Here is a 13,964-nt window from a genome sequence, read left to right as displayed (position 1 = left end):
GTTCTGCGAACCTACGTGGTTCCGGCCAATTCCCGTTCCGCCACCGGCGTGTCGGCGGTGGCGGTGGCGGGCCGGCCCGGCATCCAGCGCAGCACGATGAGGATGCCGAGGGCGGCCACCACCGCGGAGATCGCCGCCGCCCAGTGCATGGCCGAGACGAAGGCGTCGTTGGCCGCCGCGATCAGCTTCGGCGCCGCCGGGCCGAGCTGTGCCGCCGCCGCGTACGCCCCGGAGACCGACTCGGTGGCCGCCTCCCGGGCCGGGGCGGGCAGGCCGTCGACGGTGGCGGCGATGTCCTGCCGGTAGACCGCGGAGAGCACCGAGCCGAGGATCGCGACGCCCAGCGCGCCGGCCACCTGACGGACCGTGTTGCTCACCGCCGATCCGACGCCCGCCTTCTCCCGGGGCAGCGCCGACATGATCGACTCGGTGGCCGGCGGCATGATGTTCGCCATCCCGACGCCCTGGAGGAAGAAGGCCACCAGCACCACCCAGATCGGCGTGTCGACGTCGATGAAGGCGAACGCGGCCAGCGCCACGGAGGTCAGCACCAGGCCGACCGTGGCGACCGCCCGGCCGCCGTACCGGCGCACCATCGCGGCGCTGCGCGGCGCGAAGACCAGCTGGGCCCCGGCGAACGGCAGGAAGAACAGGCCGGTCTGCAGCGGGCTGTAGCCCCGGACCAGCTGCATGTAGAAGGAGCTGAAGAACATCACGCCCATCGCGGCGAAGAAGACCAGGCCGACGATCGCCACCGGCGCGGCGAACCGGGGCACCCGGAACAGTCGGACGTCCAGCGACGGGTGGTCGCTGCGCCGCTCGTGCACCACGAACCAGGCCAGCACCGCCACTCCGCCCAGGATGGCGGCCCAGACCGTCGGCCGGCCGAAGCCGTGCTCGCCGCCGTCGATGATGCCGTAGGTCAGCGCGACCAGCCCGACGACCGAGAGCAGCACGCCGAGCACGTCGACCCGGCCCGGCCGGGGGTCCCGGGACTCGGGCACCAGCAGGGCGACCAGCAGCACGCCGAGCACCACCACCGGCACGTTGATCAGGAACACCGAACCCCACCAGAAGTGCTCCAGCAGCGCGCCGCCGAGGATCGGGCCGATCGCCACCGCCAGGCCGACCGCGCCGGCCCAGACACCGATCGCGCGGCCCCGTTCCCGGGGGTCGAAGACGTTGGAGATGATCGACAGGGTCACCGGCATGATGGCCGCGCCGCCGATGCCCATCAACGCACGGGCCGCGATCAGCTGGCCGGGGCTCTGCGCGTACGCCGACAGCAGGGACGACAGGCCGAACAGGACCAGGCCGATGAGCAGGAACCGGCGGCGGCCGGCCCGGTCGCCGAGCACCCCGAAGGTGAACAGCAGGCCGGCGAAGACGAGGGTGTAGGAGTTGATCGCCCATTCCAGCTCGCCCTGGCTGGCCCCGAGCCCGTGCACCGGGTCGGCCAGGGTACGCAGGGCGACGTTGAGGATGGTGTTGTCGAGGACGACGACGAGCAGGCTGATCACCAGCACACCGAGGATCGCCCATCGTCTCGGATGCCCGGTGTTCTCGTGCGGTTGCATTGTGGTGGTGCTCCCCCCGGTTCGCCCGTCCGCGCAATACGAGACGAGGCAGACTCGTAACAGCACTCACCCTACGAGGATCGTGTTTCGATACGGCACCGGTTCGTATCGTTTGTGGTGCGGGTCACGCCCGATCGAGCGGGACACCACCACTCAGACCGGCACGCCGCACGCGGCCAGGGCGGCGGAGAAGCTGGTCAGCCGGGTCGACGGGGGCGGTAAGGGCTCGATCCACCCCGGCCCGGCAGCGTACACGCGTACCCCCGGGAAGTCGCGGCCGAAGCGGACCAGCCGGTACGCGCGGCCGGTGACCGGCGTCTGCGACCAGACCACCACGATCCGCGGGCGGGCCCGCAGCACGGCGGACCGCAGCGCCACCCAGGGCAGGGCCGGCCCGAGATGCAGGCAGCCCCGGCCCTGCTCGCGCAGGGCGGCAGCCACCGCGTGCAGGCCCAGACAGTGCGCCTCGTGCTCGGCGCCGGCGAGCAGCACGCCGTCGGCGCGCCACTGCCGGACGGGATCACGCCGGTGCACGTCCAGCCCGATCCGGATACCCTCGGACAGGGCGTGCTCGACGGCGATCTCAGCGGCGTCGCGCCCGCGCAGCCCGGCCAGCAGCGGCACGCAGAGCCCCTCCCAGACCGCCGCCACCCCGGCGTCGGCGGCGAACTCCAGCACCAGCGCGGCGACCAGGTTCGCGTCGAGGTCCTCGGCGGCGGCCGAGAGTCGCTTGTGGGCCGTCTCGACGACCTCGACCGGCATCGGATCGGTCAACACCAGACGCACCTCCCGGGTAGCTCACCACTACCAGGGGGTTCGCCCGGACGGCCCGGTTCGGATGCGCCGTCGGTGGATTATCTGCGTGGCTCAGCCGGTGAGCGCCTCCAGTGCCAGGTCCACGTCCGCCTCGGTGGTGTAGAGGTGGAACGCGACCCGGATCTGCCCGGCCCGCACCGCCGCCCGGACCCCGGCCCGCGCCAGCCGCTGCCGCGCGTCGGGCACCTCCACCGCGACGATCGCGCTGCGGCCCGGCGGTCGGCCCAGCCCGGCCAGGAAGCGGTTCGCCAACGCCACGTCGTACGCCCCGATCACCGCCGGGTCGAGCGCGGCGACCAGCTCCAGGGCCGGCGCGGTGCCCACCCAGCTGAACCAGGCCGGGGAGATGTCGAACCGGCGGGCGTCGTCGGCCAACCGCAGCGGCGGACCGTAGTAGGTGGCGTGCGGGTCCTTGCCGGCATACCAGCCGGCGGCGTCGGGGCGCATCCGCTCCCGTAGCGCCGGCCTCAGATAGGCCAGTGCCGCGCCGCGCGGCGACACCAGCCACTTGTACGTCCCCACCGCGACCGCGTCGGCCAGCGACCCGTCGAACGGCAGCCACCCGCACGCCTGGGTGGCGTCCACCACCACCAGCGCGTCGTGTGCACGGGCGGCGGCCACGATCTCGGCGTACGGGGCGACGGCCCCGTCGGCGGACTGCACCAGGCTGAACGCCACCAGGTCGGTGCCGGCGTCGATCGCGTCCCGCAGACCGGCCAACGGCACGGTGCGCACCCGTACCCCCCGTTCCTGCTGCACCAGCCACGGGAACAGGTTGGAGGTGAACTCGACCTCCGGGACGACCACGGTGGCCCCGGCGGGCAGGGCGGCGGCGATCGGCGCGAGCAGCTGCGACACGGTGCTGGCCACCGCGACGTCCGTCACCGGCACCCCGACCAGCCCGGCGAATGCCTCCCGGGACCGCCCGGTCGCCTCCTCCCACACCTCCCACGAGGTACGCCCCACCCGCCAGTCGGCCAGCGCGTCCTGCACCGCCGTCCAGACCGGCTCGGGTGGCAGCCCGTAGCTCGCGGTGTTCAACCAGCCGGGCTCCGGCTGCCACAGCTTGCGCGCCTGTTCCAGCTCCATGCCACCGACGCTAACCACTCCCCCGGCGTGGGCGTCAGCGCCAATCCGGCCCCGGTGGCCTGGCCGGGTGCCCCAGGCCAGGCCACCGGGCCAGGGGCACCCGGCCTGGCGCCCTGCCGGCCGGTGGGTGGCAGGGCGGCGGCGGTCAGGTCCGCGGCGAGCCCGACCGGTGTCCGGCCGAGAGCTTGACAGGGTGCCCTAGGTTGAAGATCAACATTGTGACGAACCCGGAAGGGTGATCCGCCATGCCGGTCGGCTTCACGTTCGCCGTCATTTTCGCCATCGGGCTGGCGATCGCCGGCGCGGTGCTGCTCATCGCCCACAATCAGGGCGTCAAGCGCATCGCCGCGCTGGTCGCGCTCGGCTGCCTCGCCGGGATGCTGCTCTTCGGCGTGGGGTCGAGCGCGCACTCCGTGCCGATCCGCTCGGTCGGCATCGTCACCAGCTTCAACAAGCCGACCGGCGAGGTCACCGGCTCCGGCCTCAAGTGGGTCGCCCCCTGGCAGAAGGTCGGCGAGTGGGACGCCGGCCGGCAGAAGTACGACCACATCGGCGGCGACCAGTGTGTCCGGGTCCGCACCGGCACCCTCGCCGACGCCTGCGTGGAGGTGCTGATCGAGTGGCAGGTCAAGCCCGAGAACGCGCCGAAGCAGTTCATGGACTACAAGGGCGACTTCGAGAGCTTCCGGGGCCAGCGGGTGGGGGTGCAGCTGGACAGCGCGGTCAACGACGCCTTCGCCACCTACAACCCGCTGGAGAAGATCGACGCCCGGACGGGCAACCTGAACGTCGACCTCAAGCCGTTCTCCGAGGGCATCCGGGGCAACGCCGAGGGCCGGCTCTCCGGCGACGTCGACATCCTGTCCGTCACCATCACCCGGGTCAACCACGACGACAAGACCGAGGGCAACATCAAGGCGTTCCAGGACAAGCTCGCCCAGACCCGCAACCTCGAACAGGACCGCAAGAACGCCGACATCCAGCGGCAGATCACCGAGACCAACGCCAAGGTCGACAAGGTGTCCCGCTGCCTGGAGATCGCGGAGAAGAACGGCAGCACCCCCGGGCTGTGCATCAACCCGGGGATCGTGACCGGCGGCAAGTGACCATCCGCCGAACGGGGGTGACCACCCCCGGGCGGGGTGACCACCCGCCCGGCGGGTCGGTCAGCTCACGTTGGCGGGGCCGAGGACGCTCTTCAGGTCGCCCATCAGCGCGGTGGTGGCGGCCACCCGGAACGGCCCGAGGCGCAGGGTGGTCACCTTGCCGCCGTTGAGCAGCTTGACGTGCACCTCGGTGTCGCCCGGGTGCAGCACCAGGGTCTCCTTGAGCCGTTCCACCAGCGGCGGCGTGCAGCGGTGCACCGGGATGGTCAGCGTCACCGGCTTGCTGCCGGGGGTGCTGCTGACATCCGGCATGGACATGTCCATCGCCATGATCCGCGGGGTGTCGTCGCGCCGGTCCACCCGGCCCTTGACCACCACGATCGCGTCCTCGGCGATGTACTGGCCGATCACCTCGTAGGTGTTCGGGAAGAACAGCGTCTCCACCCCACCCGCCAGGTCCTCCAACGCGGCCGAGGCCCAGGCCCGGCCCTGCTTGGTGACCCGGCGCTGCACGCCGGAGAGGATGCCGGCCAGGGTGACCACCGCCCCGTCGGGCACGGTGCCCTCCTCGGAGAGCGCGGCGATGGTGGTGTCGGCCGCCGCGCCGAGGACGTGTTCCAGGCCGAACAGCGGATGGTCGGAGACGTAGAGGCCGAGCATCTCGCGTTCGAAGGCGAGCTTGTCCCGCTTGTCCCACTCCGCGTCGCCGATGACCGGCATCACGGTGGTGCTGCCGGTGTCGGCGTCACCGAAGCCCGCCCCGAACAGGTCGTACTGGCCAACGGCCTCCTTGCGCTTGACGTCGGCGAAGGCGTCGATGGCGTCGGCGTGCACGGCGAGCAGGCCCTTGCGGGTGTGGTCGAGCGAGTCGAAGGCACCCGCCTTGATCAGCGATTCGATGGTCTTCTTGTTGCAGACCACCGCGTCGACCTTGGACAGGAAGTCGTAGAAGTCGGCGTACTCGCCCTTCTCCTCGCGGCACCGCATGATCGCCGCGACCACGTTCGCGCCGACGTTACGGACCGCGGCCAGGCCGAACCGGATGTCCTTGCCGACCGGGGTGAACGGGCCGGCGGAGGTGTTCACGTCCGGCGGCAGCACCTGGATCCGCATCCGGCGGCACTCCGACAGGTAGAGCGCCATCTTGTCCTTGTCGTCACCGACGGAGGTGAGCAGCGCCGCCATGTACTCGGCCGGGTAGTGCGCCTTGAGGAACGCCGTCCAGTACGACACCAGGCCGTACGCCGCGGAGTGGGCCTTGTTGAAGGCGTACCCGGCGAACGGCACCAGGACGTCCCAGACCGCCTGGATCGCGGCGTCGGAGTAGCCGCGCTCGCGGCAGCCGTCCCGGAACGGGATGAACTCCTTGTCGAGGATCTCCTTCTTCTTCTTGCCCATCGCCCGGCGCAGCAGGTCCGCCTGGCCGAGGGTGTAGCCGGCGAGGATCTGCGCGGCGCGCTGCACCTGCTCCTGGTAGACGATCAGGCCGTGGGTGGGCGCCAGGATCTCCCGCAGCGGCTCCTCCAGCTCCGGGTGGATCGGGGTGATCTCCTGGAGGCCGTTCTTGCGCAGCGCGTAGTTGGTGTGCGAGTCGACGCCCATCGGGCCCGGCCGGTAGAGCGCCAGCACGGCGGAGATGTCCTCGAAGTTGTCCGGCTTCATCAGCCGCAGCAGCGAGCGCATCGGCCCACCGTCGAGCTGGAACACCCCGAGGGTGTCGCCCCGGGCGAGCAGCTCGTAGGCGGGCTTGTCGTCCAGCTCCAGGCCCAGCAGGTCGAGTTCCCGACCGTGGTTGAGCTGGATGTTCTTCACCGCGTCGTCGATGATCGTCAGGTTGCGCAGGCCGAGGAAGTCCATCTTCAACAACCCGAGCGACTCGCAGGTCGGGTAGTCGAACTGGGTGATGATCGCCCCGTCGGCGTCCCGGCGGGTCAGCGGGATGTGCTCGATGATCGGCTCGGCCGACATGATCACCCCGGCGGCGTGCACGCCGGTCTGCCGGATCAGCCCCTCGATGCCCTTGGCGGTGTCGATCACCTTGCGGACGTCCGGGTCGGACTCGTAGAGGCCGCGGATCTCGCCGGCCTCGGCGTACCGGGGGTGCTTGGGGTCGAAGATGCCGGTGAGCGGGATGTCCTTGCCCATCACGGCGGGGGGCATCGCCTTGGTGATCCGGTCGCCGACCGCGTAGGGGAAGCCGAGGACCCGGGCCGAGTCCTTGATCGCGGCCTTCGCCTTGATCGTGCCGAAGGTGGCGATCTGGGCGACCTTGTCCTCACCCCACTTGTCGGTGACGTACTTGATCACCTCACCGCGCCGACGCTCGTCGAAGTCGATGTCGACATCCGGCATCGAGACCCGCTCGGGGTTGAGGAACCGCTCGAAGATCAGGCCGTGCGGGATCGGGTCCAGGTCGGTGATGCCCAGCGCGTACGCGACCAGCGAGCCGGCGGCCGAACCACGGCCCGGACCGACCGCGATGCCCTGGTTCTTGGCCCACTGGATGAAGTCGGCGACCACCAGGAAGTACGACGGGAAGCCCATCTGGTTGATGACGCCCAGCTCGTACTCGGCCTGCACCACGTGGCCCTCGGGGATACCCCCGGGGTAGCGGCGGGCCAACCCCTTGAAGGTCTCCTTGCGGAACCACGACTCCTCGGTCTCCCCCTCGGGCACCGGGAAGCGCGGCATCAGGTTGTGGAACTCGAACATCCCGCTCGGGTCGACCTTCTCGGCGACCAGCAGGGTGTTGCGGCAGCCCTGCTGCCAGAACTCCGAGGAGTCGACCGCGCGCATCTGGTCGGCGGACTTGACGAAGTAGCCGCCGCCCTCGAACCGGAACCGGTTGGGGTCGGCGACGTTGCTGCCGGTCTGCACGCAGAGCAGCACGTCGTGCGCCTCGGCCTGCGCCTCGTGGGTGTAGTGCGAGTCGTTGGTGACCACCGGCGGGATGTCCAGCTTGCGGGCGATCGTGATGAGATCTTCCCGGACCCGCTGCTCGATGGAGAGCCCGTGGTCCATGATCTCCAGGAAGTAGTTCTCCTTGCCGAAGATGTCCTGGTAGGCGGCGGCGACCTTGAGCGCCTCGTCGAACTGGCCGAGTCGCAGCCGGGTCTGCACCGCGCCGGACGGGCAGCCGGTGGTCGCCATGATGCCCTCGGCGTGCTCGGCGATCAGCTCCATGTCCATCCGGGGCCACTTGACGTAGTGCCCCTCCATGGACGCGCGCGAGTTGAGGGTGAACAGGTTCTTCAGGCCCTGCGCGTTACGCGCCCACATGGTCTTGTGGGTGATCGCGCCGTTACCGGAGATGTCGTCGCTCTTCTGCTCCGGCCGGCCCCACTTGACCCGCGCCTTGTGATAGCGCGACTCCGGCGCCACGTACGCCTCGACGCCGAGGATGGGGGTGATCCCGGCCGCCATCGCAGACTTGTAGAAGTCGTTCGCGCCGTGCATGTTGCCGTGGTCGGTGATCGCCACCGCCGGCATCCCCAGCCGGTTGGCCTCGGCGAAGAGGTCCTTCAGCCGGGCCGCCCCGTCGAGCATCGAGTACTCGGTGTGCACGTGCAGATGCGCGAACGAATCGCCCATGCGTGGCGTCCCCCCGGATCGGATCATGGGTCACGAGATCAGGCCGGTCCACGATAGCGCCGCCCGGGGAAGCCACTGAACCCGCCGCGCGGAGACCTCCGCGCGGAGGTCGTGCGGTCCCGCACGCCGTACACCGACAGTCACCGCGCGGCCCCGCAAAGCCCGCCGCCGACGCGGACAGGGGTGCCCCCGCCCGGTCGGGCGGGGGCACCCCCACGACGCCCACCGGCGTCGCCCGCGGATCAGACGACGGTGACGGAGACCTCACGGTTGTTCCCGGGGGTGGCGGTCAGCTGCACGGTCACCCCGCCGTAGGTGACGGTGTGGCCGATCGCGGTGAGGGTGGCGTTGACCAGCGCCTTCTCGTCCGTGCTACAAGTGGTGACATCCGAGCCGGGGGTACGGTCGACCACCTCGACCGGGAAGGGCCCGCCGATGGGGGGAACGCTCCCGCCGGGCGAGGCACCCCCGCTGAACACCGAGGTGGTCACCCGGTAGACCAGCACTCCGGGCTGGAAGCAACCCGACGCCACGTCGAGCCCGCTGATCTGCCGGTTCTCCACCACCACGGCGGTGTTCCCGCCGGTGTGGACGACCACCGCCTTGGTGCCACCGGTCGTACCCAGGGGGGTCAGGACCGCCGACGCGCTCCCCGTCGTGGTCCGGCAGTCGATCTGGGAGTCGGTGAGCCAGCCCGCCTTCCACTTGTGCCAGGCGAACAGGTCGGGAGCCCGGGCGGAGATGAGGCCCATCAGGTCCCAGCCGCCCACCGCCCGGTGGATGCTGTCGGCCGAGTTGTACGAGTAGAGGTCCGGCAGCCCGAAGAGGTGCCCGGTCTCGTGGTTGAGGATCTTGTAGCCCCAGTAGTCGACGTCCTGACCGAAGGTGACGGCATGGCGCAGTTCGGCCCCGTCGGCGGTCACTCCGTCACCGGGGGCCACGACCCAGGCCGGCGATATGTCGAAGGTCGTCGCGGACTTCGGCGGCACCACGTAGACGATCTGGTAGAGGCTGAAGTCGATCGCGGAGTCCGCGGCGGCCACCGCGGCGGCCAGGTACGACCGCTGGGTGAAGAAGTTCGATTGGTAGCCGGCGAAGCTGCCGTGGGTCTGCGGGATGTGCCGCCACGTGGTGTCGAAGGTCAACTGGAGGTTCAGCGCACCGTACGAGGCCTGGGTGAAGACGTTCGGGGCGGCGCCGAACGTGCTGGTCCGGCCGGCCCGCTCCCCGCTGACCGGGGCCGCGTTGGTGAAGTCCACGAACAGCACGATGCCCCGGACGGTGCCGCTCGGCGGCAGCCAGGTGGCGTAGTTGGTTGGTCCCTCGTGCTGCCACCCGGTCACCGGCGTGGGCAACTGGCAGGGGCTGACCAGTGTCGACCGGGCGGGCCCCGCCGCCGCCCCTACTGTCGGCGGCCCTTCGGCCGGTGGCGCTGCCGTCGCCGGCACCGCCGGGGCGAGCAGCACGCCGGCCACCAGCACCGCGAGGGCCGTCCTGGCTCGAACACCCAGCGACATCCACCTCCTCCTACCGGACTTCTTGTCGTTCGCTGATTCGCTCATGGAGCCGATCCTGCCAAGGTGCTCATCGGGCTCGCATCGGTAGAAACCACCTAGTCCCCGGCACCGGAGATCCACTCCCGACGACACCGCAGCACGGGGCTGTCGAGTTCAGTCACGATCGACTACGGGTGGCTCCCCGGACCCGATGGTCCCCCGCTGGTCGACGACGACGGTCCCGGACCGGAGGCCGTGCCCGGGACCGTCGTGTCGACATCAGTGCATCGCGGTCAGGGCCGCCGCCTCCTGCTCGGCGCGCTCGTCGCCGCTGACCTCGTGCAGCGGCTTCTCCCGGATGAAGACGACGGCGACCAGGGCGAGGAAGGCGATCGGGGCGCCGATGAGGAACAGCTCCGAGGTGGCGGTGGCGTACGCGTCCCGCACGACCGCCAGGACCGGGGCGGGCAGCGCGGAGAGGTCGGGCACCTCGGTGGTGCCGCCGCCGGTGGCACCGGCGGCCGGGCCGAGCCGCTCGGTCAGCAGCCCGGTGACCCGGTTGGCCAGCACCGCGCCGAGAACGCTGACCCCGATCGCGCCGCCCATGCTGCGGAAGAAGGTCAGCACCGAGGTGGCCGCGCCCAACTCGTGGGCGGGCACGTCGTTCTGTGCGGCGAGGACCAGGTTCTGCATGAGCATGCCCACGCCGGTGCCGAGCACCGCCATGTAGAGCGAGAGCAGCGGCACGCCGGTGTCCGCGTCGATGGTGCTCAGCAGCAGCATGCCGACGGTCATCACGGCCGCCCCGGCCACCAGGTAGGCCTTCCACCGGCCGTACCGGGTGATGAGCTGGCCGGCGACGGTGGAGGAGACCAGCAGGCCGAGGATCATCGGCAGGCTCATCAGACCGGCGACGGTCGGCGACTTGCCGAGCGAGGTCTGGAAGTACTGCGACAGGAAGACCGTGCCGCCGAAGAGGGCCACCCCGACCAGCACGCTGGCGACCGTGGTCAGCGTGACGGTACGGCTGCGGAAGATCCGCAACGGGATGATCGGCTCGGGGACCCTCGACTCGACCCACACCGCCAGGGCCAGCAGCGCCAGCCCGCCGACGACCATCAGCGCGGTCCAGCCCGAGGCCCAGGCGAACCGGTGCCCGGCCAGCGAGGACCAGACCAGCAGGGTGGACACGCCTGCGGTGATCAGCACCGCGCCCCACCAGTCGATCCGCGCCTTGCGACGGACCTCCGGCAGGTGCAGGGTGCGTTGCAGCAGGGCGATCGAGAGCAGGCTGAACGGCACGCCGATCAGGAAGCACCAGCGCCAACCCAGCCAGGAGGTGTCGACCAGGACCCCGCCGATCAGTGGGCCGGCGATGGTGCCGACGCCGAACACCGCGCCGAAGGTGCCGGCGTACCGGCCCAGCTCACGGGGCGGGATCATGGCCGCCATCACGATCAGCGCCAGGGCGGTCATCCCGCCGGCGCCGATGCCCTGCACGACCCGGCTGACCAGCAGGAGCTCCACGGTGCGGGCGAGCCCGGCGATCAGCGAGCCGACCACGAACAGGCCGAGCGAGAGCTGGATGAGCAGCTTCTTGCTGTAGAGGTCGGCCATCTTGCCCCAGAGCGGGACGGTGGCGGTCATCGCCAGCAGCTCGGTGGTGACGATCCAGGTGTAGACGGTCTGGCTGCCGTTGAGCTCGGCGATGATGCGCGGCAGCGCGTTCGCCACCACCGTCGAGGCGAGGATCGCCACGAACATGCCCACCATCAGGCCGGAGAGGGCCTGGAGGACCTCCCGGTGGGACATTCGGCCGGCACCCGCCCCGGGCGGACCGGTCGGTGCGGCAGTTGCGGTCATGGACGTTTCCTCACAGGTGTGCGCTGCCCGCCCGACGCGGTCGCGCCGGGCGGGTCGGTGGTGGGGTCGACGACCCCGCCGGTACGGGGGTCGGGCAGCCCGGCGGCGACGGCGGCGAACGCCTCGTCGAGCAGTTCGGCCAGGGGGCGGGATCCACCGCCGGTGGCCCAGCGGACCATGGCGGTCCGCAACGCGGCGCCGGTGACCGCCACCACGAGGGCCGGATAGCCGTCGTCGCACGAGTGGCCGGTACGCGCCGCGAGCGCCTCGACCATGGCCTGTTCGGTCGCCGCGTTGCCGGAGACCAGCCGGGCCAGCAGCACCGGGTGCTGCATCACCACCTGCATCCGCAGCAGCCACAACGCCGCATCGCCCTCCACCTCGTCGATCACCCCGGCCAGGGCCAACCGGATCGCCCACAGTGCCGGCACCTGCGCCGGCACGGTGTCCAGCGCCCGCAGCACCCGTTCCCGGTCCCCCTCGGTGTCGCCGGTCAGGGCGTCGTCCTTGGTGGCGAAGTAGTTGAAGAAGGTCCGCGCGGAGACGTCCGCCGCCTCGCTGATCTCCTCGACCGTGACCTGGTCCAACCCCCGCTCGGCGACCAGGCGCAGCGCGGCGGCGGCCAACGCGGCGCGGGTCTGCCGCTTCTTGCGGTCCCGCCGCCCGAGCCCCTCGTCGATGGTCACGCCCCGGAGCCTAGGAACAAAGATGCAGGCACTGCAAACTTGCACGGTGTGACATGAAACTCGGACGGTAGCGGGTGGGCGACCCGCCCGGCGGCCCGTCGGTCGGCCACGTCGGTCGGCTGGCCGACTCGGGAACCCGCCGTCCGGTCCCGCGGCATAGCCTCTACGGCACCACATCACGGCGGACAGGGAGCCCGGTAATGCTCCTCGCGAACGACATAGAGGACCTGGCCGGCGCCGCCGCCCGGGGCGAGCCGGGTGCGCTCGACGCGCTGCTGACAGCGGTGCGCCCCGAGGTGCTGCGGCTCTGCGGCCGGCTGCTACCGCACCGCGAGGACGCCGAGGAGGCCTGCCAGGACGCCCTGCTCGCGGTGGCCCGGGGCATCGGCCGGTTCGAGGGCCGGTCGTCGTTCCACACCTGGCTCTACCAGCTCACCGCCAACCGGGCCCGCTCGACCTACCGGGCGCTGCGTCGACGCTGGCAGGTCGAGGCCGGCGGGGTGCCGCTGCCCGACCCACCCGACCCCCGGCGCACCAGCGTGGTCGCCGGCACCCGGCTCGACCTGCTCGACGCGTTGGACGCGGTCCGCCCCGAGGCCGCCGAGGCGCTGACCCTGCGCGACGTGCTCGGCCTGCCCTACCGGGAGATCGCCACCCTGCTCGACGTGCCGGAGGGCACCGTGAAGTCCCGGGTCCACCTGGCCCGCCGGCAGGTCCGGCAACGGCTGTCCGGTGAGTGAGCGCCCCCGGCCGGGCCGGCGACTGATCATCCTGCTGGTGCTCGTACCCGTGACGGCCTGCGGACCGACCCCGGTCGCTCCGCTCCCGGTCCGGTCGCCGACCCCGACGGTCGCCCCCACGACCCCGACCGCCCCGACCGCCCCGACCACGGCGGCACCCACCTCGGCCGGGCCGGTCGTCGGCACCGTCAGCACGCCGTCGGCCCGGCACACCCCCGCGCCGCCGCGTCGGACCCCGACCGGCAGCACCCGCCCGCCGTCGACGAGCCCCCGGCCGCAGGCATGTCTCGGCCCGGTCCGCTACGACCTGGTGGTCGCCGACACCGAGTTGGCCCTGTTGAAGTCGCTCTGCCTGAGCGTCGGCGGGGTGCTCCGCATCCAGGGGATCGGGCCCGGCGAGGTCGAAGTGGACCGGAAGGACCTGGTCTCCAGCCACTACGAGGCGGGGGTGGTGGACATCCGCTTCGTCCACCCCGGCACGGTGCAGGTGACCATCCCGCACGGCGGCAAGACATATCCGGTCACGGTGGTGGTGGTGGCCTAGCCGTCGGCCGGGCGTATCCGCACCCCGGCCAGCAGCGTGTCGACGAAGTCCGGCCCGCTGCCCGGAGGCGGGACGATCTGCGCATAGAGCAGGCCGTCCCGGCCGGCGCGGGCCGCCGCCTCGACCAGCACCGGACGCCCCGCGGGGCAGCTGAACCCGGCGACCACCCACTCCACGCCGGCCAGTCGGGTACGACGCACGGGCACCGCCACGCAGTCGGCGTGCGGGCGTTGCGCGACGAAGTCCGCCGGGGTGGTCCGCCGGGCCAGGCCGGCCGAGAGCCCGACGAAGGCCCCGGGCACCGTCGGGTCGATCGCCCACCGGCCGGGGTCGGGCGAGACGACCAGCGCCGGTTCGAGCCGCCCCCGCGCGTCGTACCGACCGGCCCAGCCCGTCCCGGCGGCCCGCCAGCCCGCCGGCAGGGTGACGCTCACCGGCCCGCTGCGCCCCCGTCCG

Annotated in this window: 11 protein-coding genes; 3 read left to right on the top strand and 8 right to left on the bottom strand. The window is 71.6% G+C overall.

The window, feature by feature from the left end; genetic code table 11:
- Nucleotides 1-11: 11 nt before the first annotated feature.
- The 3 genes from ACQP1S_RS10845 to ACQP1S_RS10835 form a co-directional block, all read right to left on the bottom strand.
- A complete protein-coding gene (locus ACQP1S_RS10845) occupies nt 12-1,577 on the bottom strand; it encodes an MFS transporter (protein WP_432905820.1) in 1,566 nt (521 codons plus the stop codon).
- 153 nt (nt 1,578-1,730) lie between these two features.
- Nucleotides 1,731-2,354: a transcriptional regulator gene (locus ACQP1S_RS10840; RefSeq protein ID WP_432905817.1), complete on the bottom strand. Its 624-nt coding sequence runs from the start codon at nt 2,352-2,354 to the stop codon at nt 1,731-1,733.
- Between the two features lie 90 nt (nt 2,355-2,444).
- Entirely contained in the window at nt 2,445-3,482 is a 1,038-nt protein-coding gene (locus ACQP1S_RS10835; RefSeq protein WP_432905814.1) for an aminotransferase class V-fold PLP-dependent enzyme, read from the bottom strand.
- Nucleotides 3,483-3,727: 245 nt separating this feature from the next.
- Between ACQP1S_RS10835 and ACQP1S_RS10830 the strand changes: the two genes are divergently transcribed.
- Nucleotides 3,728-4,588, top strand: coding sequence for an SPFH domain-containing protein (locus ACQP1S_RS10830; protein ID WP_432905812.1), 861 nt, complete (start codon nt 3,728-3,730; stop codon nt 4,586-4,588).
- A 60-nt stretch (nt 4,589-4,648) separates the two neighbouring features.
- Here the strand turns inward: ACQP1S_RS10830 and dnaE are convergent, their stop codons facing one another.
- From dnaE to ACQP1S_RS10810, 4 genes are all read right to left on the bottom strand, one after another.
- On the bottom strand, nt 4,649-8,179 hold the full coding sequence (gene dnaE / locus ACQP1S_RS10825; protein ID WP_091246394.1) for a DNA polymerase III subunit alpha: 3,531 nt from the start codon (nt 8,177-8,179) through the stop codon (nt 4,649-4,651).
- A gap of 242 nt (nt 8,180-8,421) precedes the next feature.
- Nucleotides 8,422-9,741, bottom strand: coding sequence for a hypothetical protein (locus ACQP1S_RS10820; protein ID WP_432905811.1), 1,320 nt, complete (start codon nt 9,739-9,741; stop codon nt 8,422-8,424).
- A gap of 213 nt (nt 9,742-9,954) precedes the next feature.
- Complete coding sequence (locus tag ACQP1S_RS10815; RefSeq protein WP_432905809.1) at nt 9,955-11,487, bottom strand: MDR family MFS transporter; 1,533 nt, start codon at nt 11,485-11,487, stop codon at nt 9,955-9,957.
- Nucleotides 11,488-11,534: 47 nt separating this feature from the next.
- Entirely contained in the window at nt 11,535-12,224 is a 690-nt protein-coding gene (locus ACQP1S_RS10810; RefSeq protein ID WP_432905807.1) for a TetR family transcriptional regulator, read from the bottom strand.
- A gap of 200 nt (nt 12,225-12,424) precedes the next feature.
- Between ACQP1S_RS10810 and ACQP1S_RS10805 the strand changes: the two genes are divergently transcribed.
- A complete protein-coding gene (locus tag ACQP1S_RS10805; protein WP_432905805.1) occupies nt 12,425-12,964 on the top strand; it encodes an RNA polymerase sigma factor in 540 nt (179 codons plus the stop codon).
- A complete protein-coding gene (locus tag ACQP1S_RS10800; RefSeq protein ID WP_432905803.1) occupies nt 12,957-13,508 on the top strand; it encodes a hypothetical protein in 552 nt (183 codons plus the stop codon). The genes ACQP1S_RS10805 and ACQP1S_RS10800 overlap by 8 nt, the downstream gene beginning before the upstream one ends.
- On the opposite strand, the gene ACQP1S_RS10795 is transcribed toward ACQP1S_RS10800, so the two are convergent.
- A complete protein-coding gene (locus tag ACQP1S_RS10795) occupies nt 13,505-13,942 on the bottom strand; it encodes a hypothetical protein (protein ID WP_432905800.1) in 438 nt (145 codons plus the stop codon). The two genes, ACQP1S_RS10800 and ACQP1S_RS10795, sit on opposite strands and share 4 nt — an antisense overlap.
- Between the last annotated feature and the right edge of the window lie 22 nt (nt 13,943-13,964).

Origin of the sequence: Micromonospora matsumotoense (assembly GCF_050951065.1) — a bacterium.
GTDB classification, from domain to species: Bacteria; Actinomycetota; Actinomycetes; order Mycobacteriales; family Micromonosporaceae; genus Micromonospora; species Micromonospora matsumotoensis.
Note: the sequence above shows the minus strand (reverse complement) of the source record. Positions and strands in the feature narration are given on the sequence as shown.

Excerpts from the sequence above, each read along its gene's own strand:
- ACQP1S_RS10845 (WP_432905820.1), bottom strand. The coding sequence starts at position 1,577 with ATGCAACCGCACGAGAACACCGGGCATCCGAGACGATGGGCGATCCTC.
- ACQP1S_RS10830 (WP_432905812.1), top strand. The coding sequence starts at position 3,728 with ATGCCGGTCGGCTTCACGTTCGCCGTCATTTTCGCCATCGGGCTGGCG.
- ACQP1S_RS10805 (WP_432905805.1), top strand. The coding sequence starts at position 12,425 with ATGCTCCTCGCGAACGACATAGAGGACCTGGCCGGCGCCGCCGCCCGG.
- ACQP1S_RS10815 (WP_432905809.1), bottom strand. The coding sequence starts at position 11,487 with ATGTCCCACCGGGAGGTCCTCCAGGCCCTCTCCGGCCTGATGGTGGGC.
- dnaE (WP_091246394.1), bottom strand. The coding sequence starts at position 8,179 with ATGGGCGATTCGTTCGCGCATCTGCACGTGCACACCGAGTACTCGATG.
- ACQP1S_RS10835 (WP_432905814.1), bottom strand. The coding sequence starts at position 3,482 with ATGGAGCTGGAACAGGCGCGCAAGCTGTGGCAGCCGGAGCCCGGCTGG.
- ACQP1S_RS10820 (WP_432905811.1), bottom strand. The coding sequence starts at position 9,741 with ATGAGCGAATCAGCGAACGACAAGAAGTCCGGTAGGAGGAGGTGGATG.